Origin of the sequence: Enterococcus villorum (assembly GCF_007990225.1) — a bacterium.
In the GTDB taxonomy this organism is placed as follows: domain Bacteria; phylum Bacillota; class Bacilli; order Lactobacillales; family Enterococcaceae; genus Enterococcus_B; species Enterococcus_B villorum.
Window position 1 is genome coordinate 1 of record NZ_BJWF01000047.1, and the last position, 16,481, is coordinate 16,481.

12 protein-coding genes and 1 pseudogene are annotated in these 16,481 nt (G+C 34.8%); 2 read left to right on the top strand and 11 right to left on the bottom strand.

Annotated features, from left to right (window positions below; translation table 11 throughout):
* Positions 1–241: 241 nt before the first annotated feature.
* From truA to EVI01_RS12035, 10 genes are all read right to left on the bottom strand, one after another.
* Positions 242–982 (bottom strand): tRNA pseudouridine(38-40) synthase TruA, encoded by a 741-nt coding sequence (gene truA, locus EVI01_RS11985; RefSeq protein ID WP_010750223.1) that lies wholly within the window; start codon positions 980–982, stop codon positions 242–244.
* 273 nt (positions 983–1,255) lie between these two features.
* Positions 1,256–1,918 (bottom strand): DUF998 domain-containing protein, encoded by a 663-nt coding sequence (locus tag EVI01_RS11990; RefSeq protein ID WP_010750222.1) that lies wholly within the window; start codon positions 1,916–1,918, stop codon positions 1,256–1,258.
* 541 nt (positions 1,919–2,459) lie between these two features.
* Complete coding sequence (locus EVI01_RS12000; protein ID WP_010750221.1) at positions 2,460–3,899, bottom strand: response regulator transcription factor; 1,440 nt, start codon at positions 3,897–3,899, stop codon at positions 2,460–2,462.
* 4 nt (positions 3,900–3,903) lie between these two features.
* Complete coding sequence (locus tag EVI01_RS12005) at positions 3,904–5,631, bottom strand: sensor histidine kinase (protein WP_010750220.1); 1,728 nt, start codon at positions 5,629–5,631, stop codon at positions 3,904–3,906.
* On the bottom strand, positions 5,624–6,238 hold the full coding sequence (locus EVI01_RS12010; protein WP_010750219.1) for a YesL family protein: 615 nt from the start codon (positions 6,236–6,238) through the stop codon (positions 5,624–5,626). Before EVI01_RS12010 ends, EVI01_RS12005 begins: the two co-directional genes overlap by 8 nt.
* 207 nt (positions 6,239–6,445) lie before the next feature.
* Complete coding sequence (locus tag EVI01_RS12015) at positions 6,446–7,900, bottom strand: ABC transporter substrate-binding protein (protein WP_010750218.1); 1,455 nt, start codon at positions 7,898–7,900, stop codon at positions 6,446–6,448.
* A gap of 37 nt (positions 7,901–7,937) precedes the next feature.
* Positions 7,938–8,858 (bottom strand): carbohydrate ABC transporter permease, encoded by a 921-nt coding sequence (locus tag EVI01_RS12020; RefSeq protein WP_010750217.1) that lies wholly within the window; start codon positions 8,856–8,858, stop codon positions 7,938–7,940.
* Between the two features lie 12 nt (positions 8,859–8,870).
* Positions 8,871–9,818, bottom strand: coding sequence for an ABC transporter permease (locus EVI01_RS12025; protein ID WP_010750216.1), 948 nt, complete (start codon positions 9,816–9,818; stop codon positions 8,871–8,873).
* Between the two features lie 454 nt (positions 9,819–10,272).
* Entirely contained in the window at positions 10,273–10,992 is a 720-nt protein-coding gene (locus tag EVI01_RS12030; RefSeq protein ID WP_010750215.1) for a pseudouridine synthase, read from the bottom strand.
* 80 nt (positions 10,993–11,072) lie between these two features.
* The gene (locus EVI01_RS12035) at positions 11,073–12,719 is read right to left on the bottom strand and encodes a putative polysaccharide biosynthesis protein (RefSeq protein WP_010750214.1); all 1,647 of its coding nucleotides are present in this window, start codon (positions 12,717–12,719) and stop codon (positions 11,073–11,075) included.
* Positions 12,720–12,966: 247 nt separating this feature from the next.
* Here EVI01_RS12035 and EVI01_RS12040 point away from each other — a divergent pair, with 247 nt between their 5' ends.
* On the top strand, positions 12,967–13,557 hold the full coding sequence (locus EVI01_RS12040; RefSeq protein WP_010750213.1) for a YitT family protein: 591 nt from the start codon (positions 12,967–12,969) through the stop codon (positions 13,555–13,557).
* 200 nt (positions 13,558–13,757) lie between these two features.
* Positions 13,758–15,260: a UDP-N-acetylmuramoyl-L-alanyl-D-glutamate--L-lysine ligase gene (locus EVI01_RS12045; protein WP_010750212.1), complete on the top strand. Its 1,503-nt coding sequence runs from the start codon at positions 13,758–13,760 to the stop codon at positions 15,258–15,260.
* 230 nt (positions 15,261–15,490) lie between these two features.
* On the opposite strand, the pseudogene EVI01_RS13755 reads toward EVI01_RS12045, so the two are convergent.
* Positions 15,491–16,481, bottom strand: a pseudogene (locus EVI01_RS13755) (hypothetical protein); the annotation flags it as partial.

Below are 16,481 nucleotides of genomic sequence, written 5' to 3' on the forward strand. Positions count from 1 at the left end.
ACTGGCTATGGAACACCGTGGGTAAGGTCATGAAAGTAGCGTTTAGCTCCGAGCAAATAAGCGAGTAATTTTTAAAATAGCTTTTCCATATTTTGAAAATTACTCGCTTATTGTTGAGGAGTTGCTACTTGAATGCCATGGATAGGTTGTGAGAAGACTGGTCTGCTTCAAACGATAAGACCGAAACTTATTTATGTCCAATCTTTTACGGTCTTTTCTTTACTTATTGGATCATGCCTACTTACTGATAATATACCTCATCTAGAAATAACCCTTGAGCAGGTACTGTTTCTCCCGCTTGTTTTCTCACTTTATTGTCAAAAATTTCATCAATAACAGATAAAGGTAATTGTCCGGTACCAATAGCCAATAAAGTGCCCATCATGATTCGCACCATTTTATATAAAAAACCATCCCCAACAAAAGTAAAATGAAGCATCTTACCTTCTTGTTTGATCGTAATCTCTTCGATCGTACGAACGGTTGACTTTTTAGATTTTTTCAACGCAGAAAAACCAATAAAATCATGATTTCCTATTAATTTTTGGCAAGTTTCGTTCATTTTATCCATATCTAGAGGCTGAGGAACAAAAAAGCTATGGTTTCGTTCAAAAACAGTAGGGATTGGGTCATTCCAAACATAATAACTATATTTCTTTCCAGTAGCATTATATCTAGCATGGAAGCGTTCAGGCATTTCTTCGACCTCTTTTACCACAATATCTCTAGGTAAGTAACGATTTAAAAAAGTTAACATTTCACTTCTACTCATTGGTGAGTTTGTTTTAAAGTTAGCGACTTGACCTCTTGCATGCGTGCCAGAATCTGTTCTTCCAGAACCGATAATCTCTATTTTTTCGCCTGTCATTTGCGTTAATACTGATTCAATTTTCCCTTGAATCGTTTTGTCATCATCTCCTAAACGTTGCCATCCTGAGTAACGTTTGCCATCGTATTCCATCGTTAATTTTATATTTCTCATTTAATTTGATAGACTCCTTCATCCTACATGTTTTGCATATCTTTATGATGTGCATGTATGGTTTAGTCTGACACAATCATTCATTCGTTTCAATCATATAAACAATTTTTTTCATTCTATCCTTACTGAATGAATCATTTCTAAACTTTCTCATTTATTTTGAAGAATCCTGTAATGAATATTTGCTACTAAAATATTTCAAATGTAATTTATTTTTACATTTTTGCTGATTCAGTAGAATTTTTCGCCCTCTCCGTTATAGAAAATAAACAACTACATCCTAGCTTTTCTATTTATCATTTCTTTTCTTATTTGGAGGATACTTAACCAAGCGATTGGCAAATAATTAAAGAAAAAACTGATTCTTTGACAAAAACCTAACTTATTGAAAATTGGCAATTGATTGAAACCAGGAATACGAGCAACTCCATAAATCCCTGCAAAAAGAAAACTTACAATCATCATAATAAAAAATTGCTGACTCGATTTTGTCTCTCCCAATTTGCGGTACAAAAGAAAAATGATGAAAGGAATGAGGATAAATCCACTATATCCAATACCAGAACCTACGTTGTGAATCCAAGTAGAAAAATTCCAAGAACTTTCACTTGTGTTTACACTAAACAAACCAGTAAAAATACAATCAGTCACCCCATATAAACCAACTAAAACCGGTAAGATAGTTCCGAGTGATTTTGAAGCGGGGGTAAATGTTTGGTATAAAGCTGGTATAGCTAAAACATATAAGCATCCTGAGATAATCGACCAAACCAAAAAGGCTTGCCTTACCGGACTACCAACGTCCCCAAACAGGCTCATCACTTCGGTTAATTGATTTAATTTTGGATAAAACATTCCTAAAATATAGGGAGTAAGAAAATCACTTAACACGCCTAATAGTAAAAAATAAAAACCGTATTTACGTAAAAAAAACATATTTCTTCCTCTTCTCGTACAAATTCTTTTCTGCCTAACAAAAATTGTACTTAACTTTAAAAATTTAAACAAGTTCGATCATTTTTAATTGGAAAAACTGCTTATCTAAAGACAATATCTCGTTATTTTTTATATAAATTAAGTTAAGATATAAAATTGAAGTAACATTATAAAAAGTTTAAATTTTACAATATATTCTATTTGTAACTAGCTCAAATTTTATGTAATTGACCCGCAGTGACTTATCATGTCTCAGCTAAGCGAACGCTTCAACTTATTCTTAAAACTTTCACAAATCGATAAGAAGAAAACAAAATAATTCATCAAAATGATTTAACGAAAAAACAAAAAGAATTGCTTGAAGATTATCAGCTGATTCAATATGACTTAGTCGCTGGTAAACAGTACAGTGCAACATGGGCCTCACAAAAAGTAAATAATACGCACTAATTGAGCTAAAAGAAATTGAAGAAACCTGGAAGCTATGACTATTGTTTCCAGGTACTTTGATTTCTTTTTTGTTGTTTATTTTTAGTTCGTTTTATCTTTGGCCTTCTCGGTATTCTTTTGGTGATTGACCAACCATTTTTTTAAATAATTTTGAAAAATAAGTCGTATTATTATAACCAATTTCGTTTGATATTTCATTAATATTATGGCTACTATGTAAAAGTAACCATTTCGCTTGTTCGATCCTTAAATGATTTAAATACACGGAGAAGCTTTTTTTGGTTTCTTTTTTGAACAATTGTCCTAAGTACATAACATTTAAGTGCAAACTTTCAGAGACCTCTTTTAGGGTCAATGGTTCGTTATAATGATCATGTAAAATCGTCACCACACGTTCGACATTCTCACTATATCGTACTTGCTTTTGTTGGGCTTTGATCAAAGACAAAAGCAGTTGATGTAGCTCTTGGACTGTTTTTGCTTGGTTAATACTTTGAATCCCTTTTAAGTACTCATCATCTTCTAAATGAATGAGCTCTCGATGGATATCCATAAACAACAAAAAACTGAAATGGCGAATATCTTCTGGTGTCATGATTGCTTTTTGAAATTGTTCAAAAAATTGGGTAATCATTTGTTGTGCTCGTTCCAATTGACCACTCTTTAATACTCGGCTGAAAGAAGAAAAATCAATGGCTTGTTCTTTGGCCGCTTCTTGTTCTGCGAAAAAGATTCGTTGATCTTTTTCACCATAAAATTGATGCAATTGCAAATTATCTTTTGCGTGTTGGTAGCTTTCAGGAATCTTATCTGGATCTGCGGTTTCATCACCGATACTGATGAGCCATTCATTTTCTTTACTGATTTCTTGAATAAAGCGACAAAATCTTGGAACGGCGTGTTCTTCTAACAATAAAGTAAATAAATCTGTTTCACCATAGGTACGTTGATAATAAAAAAGTTCTTGTTGATTTTTCAACCACCGATTCACTGCTTGCCCTGCAAAACGAGGGACTTGAGCAATCAAGACTCTTCGCTGTTTTTCGCCTATTTTCTCCAGTAATTCTTCTTCACTTGACTCATCTAATTCTTCATTGAGCCACTGGTTAAAAAGGACTTCTTGATAAATTTCTTGTTGATTTTTTTGTTCATTTTTATCATCTAAGTGTTGTTTCACTTTTATTAAACTTTCCACCAGCTCCGCTTTGTTTACAGGTTTCATTAAGTAATTAACTGCTCCTAGTTGCATACCACTTTTTAAATAATCAAATTCCTGATAACCCGAAAGAATCATAAATTCAAATGTATGGTGTTCTTTTTGCGCAGCTTCAATAAACTCTAGCCCATTCATTTCAGGCATCGTTACATCAGTTATGACTAAATCAATCTTTTGCGTCTCTAATACTGACAGTCCCTGCATCGCATTTTCAGCAGTTGCTACTACTTGAAAGCCTAAATTTGCCCAATCAACGATTTTTTGCAAACCGGTCAAAATCATATACTCATCATCTACTAATAACACTCGATACATTTTTTTACTCCTTTTCTTTGAAGATAATTGTGACCGTCAATCCACCTTCTTTATTTTCACATAATTTCATCTGATAACTGCTACCAAAATAAGCACGCAATCGTTCATTCACATTTTGTAGTCCAATTGATTGGGTTAATTCCACTTTCGTCTGTACCAATCGGGATTCAATTTCTTCTAAGCGTGCAGGTGTGATCCCACGACCATTATCTTTGACAATTATCATGACACGCTGACCTTCACGAAAAACTTTGACACTTAGTGCATTATCAACTCGTGTAAAATCAATGCCATGTTTAAAATAGTTTTCAATTAATGGTTGTATTACAAACTTTGGTACTTCGATTTTTTCTAATGTAGGATCAATTGAAAAATGATAAGCAATACGATTAGGGTAACGCATTTGATAGAGATAAACATATTTTTCACAAAAATCCAATTCTTCTTTTAAACTAATTGTTTTTTCTTGGTTGGTGTTGTTGCGTAATAGGGCGGAAAAAGCATAAACAACATCGGCTAGCTCTTCGCTCCCTTCACTTAGTGCATACATGCGGATATATTCCAACGTATTATACAAAAAATGGGGATTAATTTGCGCTTGCAATGCACGCATATGTGCCTCTTGTTGCTTGATTTCCAATTTGTAGATATCCTCCACAAATTGATTGATACTATCCAACATTTCATTGATTCCAATTGAGAGATCTTTTAATTCATATTCTGTTTTTGTCGTATCAATTCGTGTTTCTAAATTTCCTTTTGCTGTTTCATTCATTGCAGCCATGACAATGTCTATTTGCTGAGAGTAGCGATTAAATGTTTTGTACAAAAGAAGCAACAAACTGCTATCTAATAAAAATACGCCTAAAACCAAAGGAGCTAAATTTCTGATGACCGTTCGACTAACCATTTGGCGATCTAACGTAGTTAAAATACGATAATCATCTGGTAGCTTTTGGTATTGGATAAAATTGTTTTTTTCAAGCGCTTGAATTGGTAACTTCGAATTTTGTTGAAGACTAGCAGTGATTAATTGTTCTTGTGAGGCTAAGGTTGTTTCTGCTAGTCCTTTATCATGAAAAGTATATAGCCGATTAGTTGTTCCAGAAATCATATACAATGACAAACCACTGAACGTATTCAAACTCGCTAGTGCTGCATCTAGTTCCTCTTTTTCAAAACCAACAAACATACTACCGACTTCACTTCCGCCTTGTGTGATTGACATTTTAATGTAAAAGGCATCTGATAATTTAGGTGTACCGCTTTTAATGATCCCACCTTTATTATTTCTGGATGACTCAAAATATTCGGGTAACTGACTGAAGACCACATAAACCGTGCTAACCTCTTCATAGCTGACATAAATATCTCTCATTTGATAAGGAAACGATAAAAAATCGGAAGTTTTTTGTTGTTGGTCATACGCATACATCAAGTATTCATCAATTGGTTTTGTCAAATAAGTCGTTGCGTTTTCGATTTTTTCTGAACTTCCCAATAATTGGTTTTTTATAATCTTACTAAGCGTTGCTTTGTCGTTTAATGTGCGACTAGTGCTTTGTAGTGCTTCACTTGTCATCTGTTCCGCTTGATTTTGGGATTGTATCCACGTGTGAACACTGATAATCACGGTAGCAACCGTCGTTAATAAGATCATCACTAAAGCATATTTTCGCAAAAGACGATTCAATAAGGTTCCTTGCGAAAATAAGATACGCCATCTACTCATAAATTTCTAGTTGCATGTTCAATTTTTCTCGCCATTGTTTAGTAATTAATCCATTCCAGACAGTCAATAATCCAATAACACCAAAAAGGATCAATCCTTTATAATTCCAAGTTAACCAAAAGATAATTGCTCCACCGATTAACAATTTCAAAAAAGTAGAAAAACTAGAAAAACCAGAAACAAAACTTAGTTTAAGCAAGTTAGGAATTGAAATAGCATATTCACTATCTAAAATTAAGCTATATTGATACATTGCGTAAGCATAGAGCAAACTAAAAATAAGAATAAAATCCGTAATCAAAAAAAGAAGTCCTTTAATTTGAACCGATAAATAGAGATTATAACCAAGTAAAAATGTTACTGCTAAAAATAAGCCAAACAACAGATTTCCTCTAACAAACGATTGTTTAAACGTTTCTAATCCACGTTTAAACGTTATTTCTTTATATTCAAAACCATACCGATAAAATAATTCATTCACTGTTTTATAGGATGGACCTACCCCTAATACAATCGCTCCTATAAGTGTATAAATCCAAAAAAAGAAAGTTAATTTCATTACTACCCAAACTCTTATAAATAATGTTTCTAGCGCCTTACCTAACATATTGTTCCCCCCAAAAAAGCTTGTATTCCTTTACATTATACAAGACTAATGAAAAAGTAAAAGATACTTTTAATTTTTATTTGTCGTTCTTCACATTCAATGAATGGTATAAAAATAAGCAGAACAGTCCAAAAATTCGACATGCAAATTTCGGAAAAAGTTCTGCTTATCTCTAGAAACTAACTATTTTAAACCTAGTTTCTTGAATTATTTACTTTCTTTTCGAAATGCGTCATATTGTTTTTGCATTTCTGTTAATACTTTGTCATAACCAGCTTTGCTTAATGCTTCTTTAAGTTTTGGTAATGTTTGATCAGGATCAACAGTCCCCGTGTTTAATCCATCCAAATATTGATTCATGACATTTGAAATGTTACTTAATTCTGTTTTTACACTATCTGTATTGAAGCTGAATCCCAAAATTGGTGAAGTTTTCGCTTCTTCAATTGATTGGTCTCTTTTAGCAATCATTTCATCAGTAATTGTATCTTGTGTATATAAAATTTGATTATTCCCCGTGTTCCATGCTGACATATGCATATTTGGTTGATAGCCGTCTAACAGTTTAATTTTGTCGTTCCCATCTTTTTCCCATGCGTCTCCTTCAATTCCCCAAACTAGGCCATTTAATAACTCTGGATCGCTATTTAATAGCCCTAAAAATTCGACTGATTTTTCTTTATTTTTTGAAGTGTTTGAAACAACAAAGTTTGCCATTTGTGCTTGGGCTGTTGATTTCAAAGGAACAGTGATTGCTTTTGAAACTAACTCTTGTTTCGCTGCATTTGTTAAAATTGTATCACCATAATCGTATGGTCCTTGTGTTTCTCCACGCATTAACCAAGTGTTACCTTCTAATGGATAATCTTTATTACTTGTAGCAGCATCACTAGGAATCAACCCTTGTTTGTACCAGCTGTGCATCGTGCGTAACAATTCAATATATGTTTTATTATCATATTGATTGATAATTTTTGTCTCATCTCCATTTAAATCAACAGCAAATGGTAATGTGTTACCTAATGGATAATCAAAGTCTCCTTGTACTTTAAATCCTTGGCCGATAGCAAAAGCTGCTGTATTTGGATCTTTTTTGTGAAATTCTTGTAAGACTTTTTCAGCATCTTGATAAGACTCAATACCGTCAATTGACAAATTGTATTTGTCTAATAATGCTTTGTTAAATGTCAATACTTGTTGAGCAAAGACATTGCCGTTTACTGGAAAGGCATACAATTTACCATTGACTAAATTTCCTTTGATATAAGCTTCATCAAGTGAATCATAGGCTTCTTTTGCGTATTTTGGAGCTAAATCAGTTAAATCAGCAAATGCGCCTTTTTGTGCATTAGACACGTAGTTATTTGCAAAAGCGATATCATAGTTTTCGCCTGATGAGATAATAACATTCATTTTCTTCTCATAATCGCCCCAACCAATATAGTTGATATTGACTTTTGCACCGATTTTTTCTTCAATTCGTTTATTGGCAATTTCCATCAATTGATCAAAGTTCTCTGGTTTATCACCAATTTGATACATTTGAAGAGTCGTCGTATCACTTGCATCGGCTTTTTCTTTTGTACCTGATCCACATGCTGCCAAAGTTCCAACCATCATTGCAGAAACGCCTGTAAAGGCTAATTTCTTCCATAACTTCATTTTTTCTTCCTCCTAAATAATTTATATTTTTATTGTATTACTCTTTTACTCCGCCAATCGTTAAACCTTTAACAAAATGTTTTTGGAAAAATGGATAGCTGATTGCGATCGGTAAAGTGGAAATCACAACAATCGCCATACGAGCTGATTCTCCTGGTACAGAAGCAAGTCCTCCAGCCAATTGACTGCCTGCTCCTGAATTTTGTGTCAAATACTGGATGTTGCTTTGAATCTTCATCAACAAATATTGTAATGGAACCAATTTGTCATCTTGAATATATAATAGTGCGTTGAACCAGTCGTTCCAATATCCTAAAGCTGCAAATAAACTGATGGTTGCGATCCCTGGAATCGCTAAAGGCAACACAATTTGTACAAAAATACGTAATTCACTTGCCCCATCAATTCTAGCGGATTCAATAATAGAATCTGAGACTGAACGTTTAAAGAAGGTTCGCATCACAATAATATTAAATGGGCTAACAGCCATTGGTAAGATTAAAGCCCAGATTGTATCTTTTAATTGTAAAAGATTGGTCATCACTAAGTAGTTCGCTACCATCCCAGGTGAAAACAACATGGTGATTAAACAAAAAACAGTAAAAAATCTTCTGAATGGAAAATTGGATCGTGAAATGGCATAAGCATATAGAGACGTTGCTGTGCTATTAATCAACGTACCTAAAACCGTCACAAGTATTGTGACAAATAAAGCTTGGAAAATCTTATCTTGCATTTGTCCAAATAGATAGGTGTAGCCAAATGTGCTAAACTGCTTCGGCCAAAAACTATAACCATGTGTAGTTAAAGCAGATTCTTCGGTAAAAGAAATAGCAATAACAAATAGAAACGGTAAAATACAAGAAATAGCAAAGAGTGCAATCAAAAGGTTGGAGAAAAAATTGGTTGTTTTATTGAATGAACGTATTTGAACTCGTTCAACTTTCTTTTTATTCATGTTTTCTCCTCCTTAGAACAATGCAGATTCGCTATCAAAGCGACGTGCAATCGTATTTGTAACCATCAGTAAAACAAATCCTACAACCGATTGATACAACCCAGCTGCGGCGGTCATCCCAAAGTCACCTGTAGAGGTTAGACCATTATAAATGTAAGTATCTAATACTTGCGTTACCTCATAAAGTGCACCTGAGTTTCTTGGTATGTTATAAAATAATCCGAAATCTGCGCGGAAGATATTTCCTACAGCTAAAATGGTCAAAATCGTCATCAATGGTACCAATTGTGGAATGGTCACATGCTTGATTTGTTGCCATTTGCTTGCACCATCTACCATCGCTGCCTCATAATAAGTCGGGTCAATCCCCATAACAGAGGCAAAGTAAATGATACTATTATAGCCAATCCCTTTCCACGTACCGATAAAGACTAAAATAAATGGCCAATATTTCGGTTCGTTATACCAGTTGATCGCTTCACCACCATGTCCTGTGATCCATTGATTAAAGATTCCCTTATCTGGGCTTAAGAAAGCATAAACAAAGTAACTGATAATAACCCAAGATAGGAAATATGGAAGCAAGGACATCGTTTGATAAACTTTTACCAGTCGTTTATTTCTCAATTCACTCATAATGATGGCGAAAACAACGGAAATTAATAAGTTTAAAAGGATAAATGTGACATTATATAAAATGGTATTTTTAGTAATCAAGTAAGCTTGATCAGAACTAAATAAAAATTTGAAATTTTCCCAACCAACCCAAGGACTTTCTCTTAAACTAGCTAAAAAGCCGTCAGCGGAAATATGGAAGTTTTTAAACGCAACTACGTTTGCTAATACAGGGATATAAAAGAAAAATATCATCCAAAGCATACCTGGAACCGCCATGAACACTAAGGCTTTGTATCGCCACAAATTAGCAAAAAAATGGTTTAACCCCTTTCTCTTTTTCATTGTAAAACTCCTTTCGTGTCATTCACAAAGAAATTATAGCGCTTACAACAAAGAGAATAAATAAACAAATTATAGAAAAAATGAAACAAAATATAGATAACAAAAATGCTTCATTCAGCTACTTACCTCGCCAAAACAATGAAATTGATTGCATTCATAACAATATTTAAAGGATCAAACAAGATATAACACTTACTTGTTCCACTAAATCTATTCCATAAAATTACAAAATAAAAATAGCTAGTCCATTAGTCTATCTCAAAGTTTTAAAACTGAATAAACAGTATTCCAAAAGCAATTCCTCCACAATAAGCAATGATTTTCCAAAATATGGAGAACTATTTTAGAAAACCACTGCTTATTTTGCTTGGAACTAATTATTTCTGTCATAACCATTCACTTTCGAATAAACAAGCATCATGCTTTATTTTGTTATGGATTGTTCTATGCCTTCTTACTTACCTTCTAATTGATGCACTTCTTCTTCTGTCATGGGACGATATTCTCCAATCGCTAATTCTTCAGGCAAGTAAAAATTGCCCATACGAATCCTTTTAAGGTAGGTGACTTCTTTTCCGACTGCTTTTACCATCCGTTTTACTTGGTGGAATTTTCCTTCATGAAGGATCAGACGGATATTAGAAGTATTTGTTACAAGATCAACCGCATCAATAAATAATTGAGCTGGTCTGGTTTCTTCGCCTCCATCAATTACAAGCCCTCGACTAAAAGCCGTCACATCTTCTTCTGTCATGACGCCCCTGATCTTGGCAAAATATTCTTTTTCAACATGTTTTTTTGGTGAAAGTAATTGGTGTGCTAATACACCATCATTGGTTAAAACCAACAGTCCTTCTGTATCTTTATCTAAACGACCAACGGGAAAAAGATCTTCACGATAAGAGGACTCATCAAAAAGATCAAGCACTGTTTGTTCATAATTATCTTGTGTAGCCGAAATGACACCTGCTGGTTTGTTGAGGATATAATAAAAATCTTTTTGATAAAATAACCGCTCGCCTTCATAGGAGACTATATCGGTCCATTCGTTTACTTGAAATTTGTCACTTTTTATTTCTTTTTCGTTCACTTTAATCTGCCCTTTTTTGATAAGCCCTTTGACTTCTTTACGACTGCCTAATCCAACAGTTGCTAAAAATTTATCTAACCGCATCTTAAAACTCCTTTTTATTGAAAAAAGAAGTTAAGTCGTAACAGCCCCCATTACTCCTAACTTCTTTTTATTATTTTTTCTTACTTAATTCTTAAACGATGACGTAATCGTATCATACTTGTTCCTAAAAGTCGTTCCGCTAATCGTAATTTCAGTGCTAAATAAGCATACACACTGCCACCAACTCCGGCCACAAATAAAATTAATAGTAGTGATTGTACTTTACTATCTTGATTTAAAAACATACCAAAGACAAATTTAGTCACCCCGGCAGCTAGTAACATGATCAACGTTAAGATAAAAATCAAAAGTGTTCTACGCCAGACAAAACTCGGCTTAAAACGGGCTACTTCACGTATTTTCTTCAGAATCAAGGTACAAGAAACTGCAAAGCCAATCAAGGTGGCAAATAACGGACCGTATACCTCAAACAAACGAATGGCTGGGTATTGCAAAATCAACTTCACCGCAAAACCAACCGCTAAATAGCGAATAGCTGCTGCATTTTCAAACATCCCTTGAAGCATATTAGAAACCAGCATGTACAATCCTAAGAATAGTCCAACAAAACTTGCTTGGATCAACACATGGCTGCCTAATTTATCGGGTGCATAAAACAACGTGTTCAATGGATAAGCTAGAAGCATGACACCAAAAGTTGCTGGAAACATAAAGAATGAAAAGAGTTGTAAATTTCCACTCGTTAATTTTGCCAATCCACGGCGATCTTTTATCGTTACCGCTTCCGTGATTAAAGGTAAACCTGTTGAGGCAATTGATGTAGCAAGCGCAATGACTACCATTGTCAGCTTATCGGGATTCGCACTAAAAATCGAAAATAGATCAAGTAGTTGATCTTTGGAGTATTCGGTTGTTGCTGACATGATTTTAATAAATGTAAACTGGTCAACCAATTTAAAAATCGTTACGCCAGAACCAACGATAATAAATGGAATGGCTTCTTTGATGGTATCTAGTAATAACTCTTTTGTCGCTACGTTTACTTGATTTTGACTATATTGCACACGAGCAGCTGTGTAGGCTTGCTGTTTTTTTAAAAAATACAACAGGATTAAAATACTCGCTAGCATTCCGATAAATGCTGCAAAAGTTGATTGCGTAACAGCTGCGACATAATCGCCTTTCATCACTTTCATAATAATAAATGTCGCAAGAAGCATATAAAAAATTCTGGCAACTTGTTCAGCGATTTGAGAAAGTGCATAAGGCATCATTTCCTGATTCCCTTGAAAATAGCCACGTATCACACTCATACAAGGGAAAACCAAAACAGCAATGCTTAGTGAACGCATCGTTGGAATCAGTTCCTCTCCCCCACCAGAAGCATGAGCTAACCAAGGCGAAGCCACATACATGAATAAAGCAAACAAAATTCCTAATATCCCCATCATTTGTAAGGCGCGAATAAATAAACGACGAGAGGTGCCATATTCGTTCAGCGAATTATAACGTGCCGTCTGTTTCGCGATAGCTGCCGGGATCCCAGCGGTTGAAATCAAGAGAAACAATGCGTAAATATTATAGCCCATGTTAAATAATCCATTTGCAGCTTTTGCATTTTCGCCCATCCAAGCATACCAAGGAATAATATAGATAGCGCCAAGCAATCGCGAAAGAATATTACTGGCCGTCATCCAGGCAGAACCTCTGGCCATTTTTTCTTGAGGTGTTAAATTTTCCATTGCTGGTTTTCGTTGATTAGTCATCGATCAGATTCCAACTTTCTTCAAAACATTACTAACATTTTAATTGTAAAAAGAGAAACTGGCAATCTTTTTTGTATGATTTTTCTGGAAATTCACTATTTTCAGGTAACGTTTTCTTTTTGACTATATTTTTATCACTAAGTTATTTTTATTGTATTAAGCCTTTGTTTTTATAACCCCTATTCACCTGCTTTTTAGTTATGTTATAATATTTAATGACTAAAAACATCTTTCATAGGGAGGACTTATGCTTAAAGAACTGAAGAAAACATCCGTTATTTTAATTGGTGTCCTTTTTATTGCCATTGGCTTAAATTGGTTTTTACTACCACATGACATTGCTTCCGCTGGTGTCGGAGCGATTGGACATTTAGTGGAAACTGCTTTTCTGATACCAAAGGCAATCACTGTTTGGGTGGTTAATATTACGATGCTTACTTTAGCTATACTCTTGTTAGGCAAGATTATTTTTGTTAAAGCGGTGATTGGCAGTTTGCTTTTTCCTATCATTTTAGAAATTATTCCTAAAACAGCTCTATTTTATTCACAGTTTCTTTCACTAATTGTAGGAAGTTTACTTTTTAGCTCAGGTGTCTATACACTCTATACTGTTGGAGCATCAAATGGGGGCGTCACTATTCCACCCATCATTCTTCAAAAATTTTTTCGTATCCCTGTATCAAGGGGGCTGTTGTTGACAAATTTAATCATTGTTTGGCTCAATTATCTGGTATTTGGATGGCGAGAAACAGTTTATGTCTTGTTTTCGATTGTCTTAAGTTCATTTTTCTTAAAGTTATTAGGACGTATCTATCCCATCACTAAGAATCTGGAATAAAGCCTTTCATTCGCTAAAAATTTCATTCTTCTAACCATAATAAATAGCAACTGTTGTTATACTTTGATCGTATCGGTTGAAAAGCAGTGGCTATTTATTTTTCATATGATCTGAAACTTAGTTGACACTTTTTCTAGTAAATCCTACAAGTATGCTATAATGTTCAATAATCCAATGAAAATGAAGTGAGGGATCATTCAATGCGCTTCTCTTTAGAAGATATCCGTAATTTACTAATAAAAGAAAATCTATTAAAAGAATTTGTTTCCATTCAAGGTTGGCATCTAGATGTACCTGAACCGTTTGTATTTAATAAATTAAGTTATGATTCTCGCCAAGTAGATGCTGACACACTCTTTTTTTGCAAAGGGCTTAACTTTAAAGAAGAATACCTAACCAATGCAATTTCAAATGGGCTGGCTTATTATGTAGCCGAACAACCTTACGAAAATTCGGCCACGGGTATCATTGTCACCGACATCCGTAAAGCTATGGCGGTCCTTTCAATGGCTTTTTATCAGTACCCACAAAATCAATTATATGTGATCGGCTATACGGGTACTAAAGGAAAAACGACAGCGGCTTATTTTACAAAAGCTATTTTAGATCATACAACAAAAAGGAAAACGGCGTTACTTTCAACGATGAATACCACGTTAGATGGGGAAACTTATTTCAAATCACATCTCACAACACCTGAGTCATTGGATCTATATAAAATGATGGCTGAAGCCGTAAAAAATGGTATGACCCACTTAGTGATGGAAGTTTCTTCACAAGCATATAAAACGCAACGTGTTTATAGACTTACATTAGATGTAGGGATTTTCTTAAACATTTCACCAGATCATATCAGTCCGATCGAACATCCGACATTTGATGATTATTTTTATTGCAAACGCCAATTAATTTTAAATTCTAAAACTGTTATTTTGAATCATGAAAGTGATTATTTTGATTTATTGCAAGAAACAGCAAAATTAGCAAACATTCCAACCGTTACTTATGGTCGCACTTCGGAAACAGACTATGAAGTAAAAAGCCTACCAACTGGCAACCATGAGTTTCACTTAATCAATCACCATGGAAAATTAGCGATCGAAGCCGATTATGACATCCAACTAGCTGGTGACTTCAATCAAGAAAATGCCACAAGTGCCATCATTGCTGCCGCATTAACTGGTGCTTCTGTCGAAGATTCCCAAAAAGGACTAAAAGATGCACGTGTCCCTGGGCGCATGGATCAACTAATCAACAAAAACGGCACGCATGTCTATGTCGACTATGCCCATAACTATCTCAGTTTGAAAACTTTATTGGAGTTTGCTAAAAAGGAACACCCTACTGGTCGGGTAATCGTTGTTTTAGGCAGTCCTGGGAATAAAGCCGTCTCTCGTCGCCATGATTTCGGGAAAGTATTATCGGAAGCTGCAGATGTGGTTTTTTTAACTGCTGATGATCCAGCCTTTGAAGATCCACAAAAAATTGCTGAAGAAATCTCAGCAGCCATCACTAACCCTGACTTAGAAGTCTATTACGAAATGGAACGTCCTGAAGCCATCAAGAAAGCCCTCGCCATCAGCCTCCCTGAAGACTCGGTTGTCGTGGCAGGAAAAGGCGTTGATCCTTATCAAAAAATCAATGGCGTAGATGTTCCTTATGAAGGAGACTACGCTGTTGTCAAACGCTTCATTGAAGAATGAGTGAGTCAGATTTAAGAGTCAAGGGCGTTTTAACAGCTACTTTCTAACATTCCTTGTGCGACAACTCGATAGACAGATTTTTTTGAAAATTATTTCTCAGATTTTGGTAAAACTCCGATCTAGCTTTCGAAGAAGTAACTTTCAAAAATACTGTATATTCGTAAAAAAAGGGGTATGACAACCATTTTGTCATACCCTCCTTTTTATGTTTTCTGTTGTTTTATTCCACTTTATTGGACTTTAAAATGTAGTTTCATCGTATAAGCTGGCTTGATTGGTACAAGTAAAGCTTCTAAATCAATATTCGGCCCAGCTGATCCAAAAAATGAAAATTGATAAACGCTATTTTCTGGAGAAAGTGTGCCCAATTCGACTGAATTTGATAAATTCTGTCCATTGGATACTAACAGAATTTCCTGATTTTGCTGAGTATTTTTCATTCCTAAGGTCAGTTCAGGTAAACGTTCTGTTTGCTCGATACTAGTCATCGAATCCACAGAAACTGTTAGTGCTCGCTCTGAATTATTTTGAATTTTATAAATTGGCGAAACAATCCCATCACTGCTCTTATCTTGCGCAAAGTTCATCTTTGCCGGTACAACCACATCGATATATTGGTTTTTAGAAAAAATCTGTAGCGATCCTTTTAACTCTGTACTATTGTTACTTTCATCGGTAAGTAGCAAAGTAAAATTATGCTCGCCCACAGGTAATTCCGAGAATTTCTTGCCATTTTCAAAAGTAATTGCAAGCTTGATGTCGTCTGGGAAAGACCAATTATCCGTCGGGTCGCCGTCCAATAATTCACGCAGGTCAGGTTCAGCACTTCCTTCTTCAAATTCAAGTGAATCTTTTAATTTTCCATTAGGTGCCAACGTATCCCTGACAGAATAGTTAGTTGTAAATTGTTGTGTATTGTTTGTATTCTTATTTCTTACAGATACCGTTACTTCTCCAGTATCTTTTGGTGCCCACGTCTCTGGCCCTGTTACCACTTCGTAATCATAATCATCCGTTTTTTCTGGCAAAGTAGCAAACCATGATTTAAGAATATCCAAAGACAATTCTTTGCTTCTTTGTGCTTCAACGATGACATCTGATTGAATCACAAACGAACTTCGAATGGTTAACTTGCCTTTTAATTCTGTACTATTGTTACTTTCATCGGTAAGTGTCAAAGTAAAATTATGCTCGCCCACCGGTAATTCTGAGAACTTTTTA

Coding starts and splice junctions, on each gene's coding strand:
- EVI01_RS12020 (WP_010750217.1), bottom strand. CDS start 8,858: ATGAATAAAAAGAAAGTTGAACGAGTTCAAATACGTTCATTCAATAAA.
- EVI01_RS11990 (WP_010750222.1), bottom strand. CDS start 1,918: ATGTTTTTTTTACGTAAATACGGTTTTTATTTTTTACTATTAGGCGTG.
- EVI01_RS12030 (WP_010750215.1), bottom strand. CDS start 10,992: ATGCGGTTAGATAAATTTTTAGCAACTGTTGGATTAGGCAGTCGTAAA.
- EVI01_RS12010 (WP_010750219.1), bottom strand. CDS start 6,238: ATGTTAGGTAAGGCGCTAGAAACATTATTTATAAGAGTTTGGGTAGTA.
- EVI01_RS12045 (WP_010750212.1), top strand. CDS start 13,758: ATGCGCTTCTCTTTAGAAGATATCCGTAATTTACTAATAAAAGAAAAT.
- EVI01_RS12005 (WP_010750220.1), bottom strand. CDS start 5,631: ATGAGTAGATGGCGTATCTTATTTTCGCAAGGAACCTTATTGAATCGT.
- EVI01_RS12015 (WP_010750218.1), bottom strand. CDS start 7,900: ATGAAGTTATGGAAGAAATTAGCCTTTACAGGCGTTTCTGCAATGATG.
- EVI01_RS12025 (WP_010750216.1), bottom strand. CDS start 9,818: ATGAAAAAGAGAAAGGGGTTAAACCATTTTTTTGCTAATTTGTGGCGA.
- truA (WP_010750223.1), bottom strand. CDS start 982: ATGAGAAATATAAAATTAACGATGGAATACGATGGCAAACGTTACTCA.
- EVI01_RS12035 (WP_010750214.1), bottom strand. CDS start 12,719: ATGACTAATCAACGAAAACCAGCAATGGAAAATTTAACACCTCAAGAA.
- EVI01_RS12000 (WP_010750221.1), bottom strand. CDS start 3,899: ATGTATCGAGTGTTATTAGTAGATGATGAGTATATGATTTTGACCGGT.
- EVI01_RS12040 (WP_010750213.1), top strand. CDS start 12,967: ATGCTTAAAGAACTGAAGAAAACATCCGTTATTTTAATTGGTGTCCTT.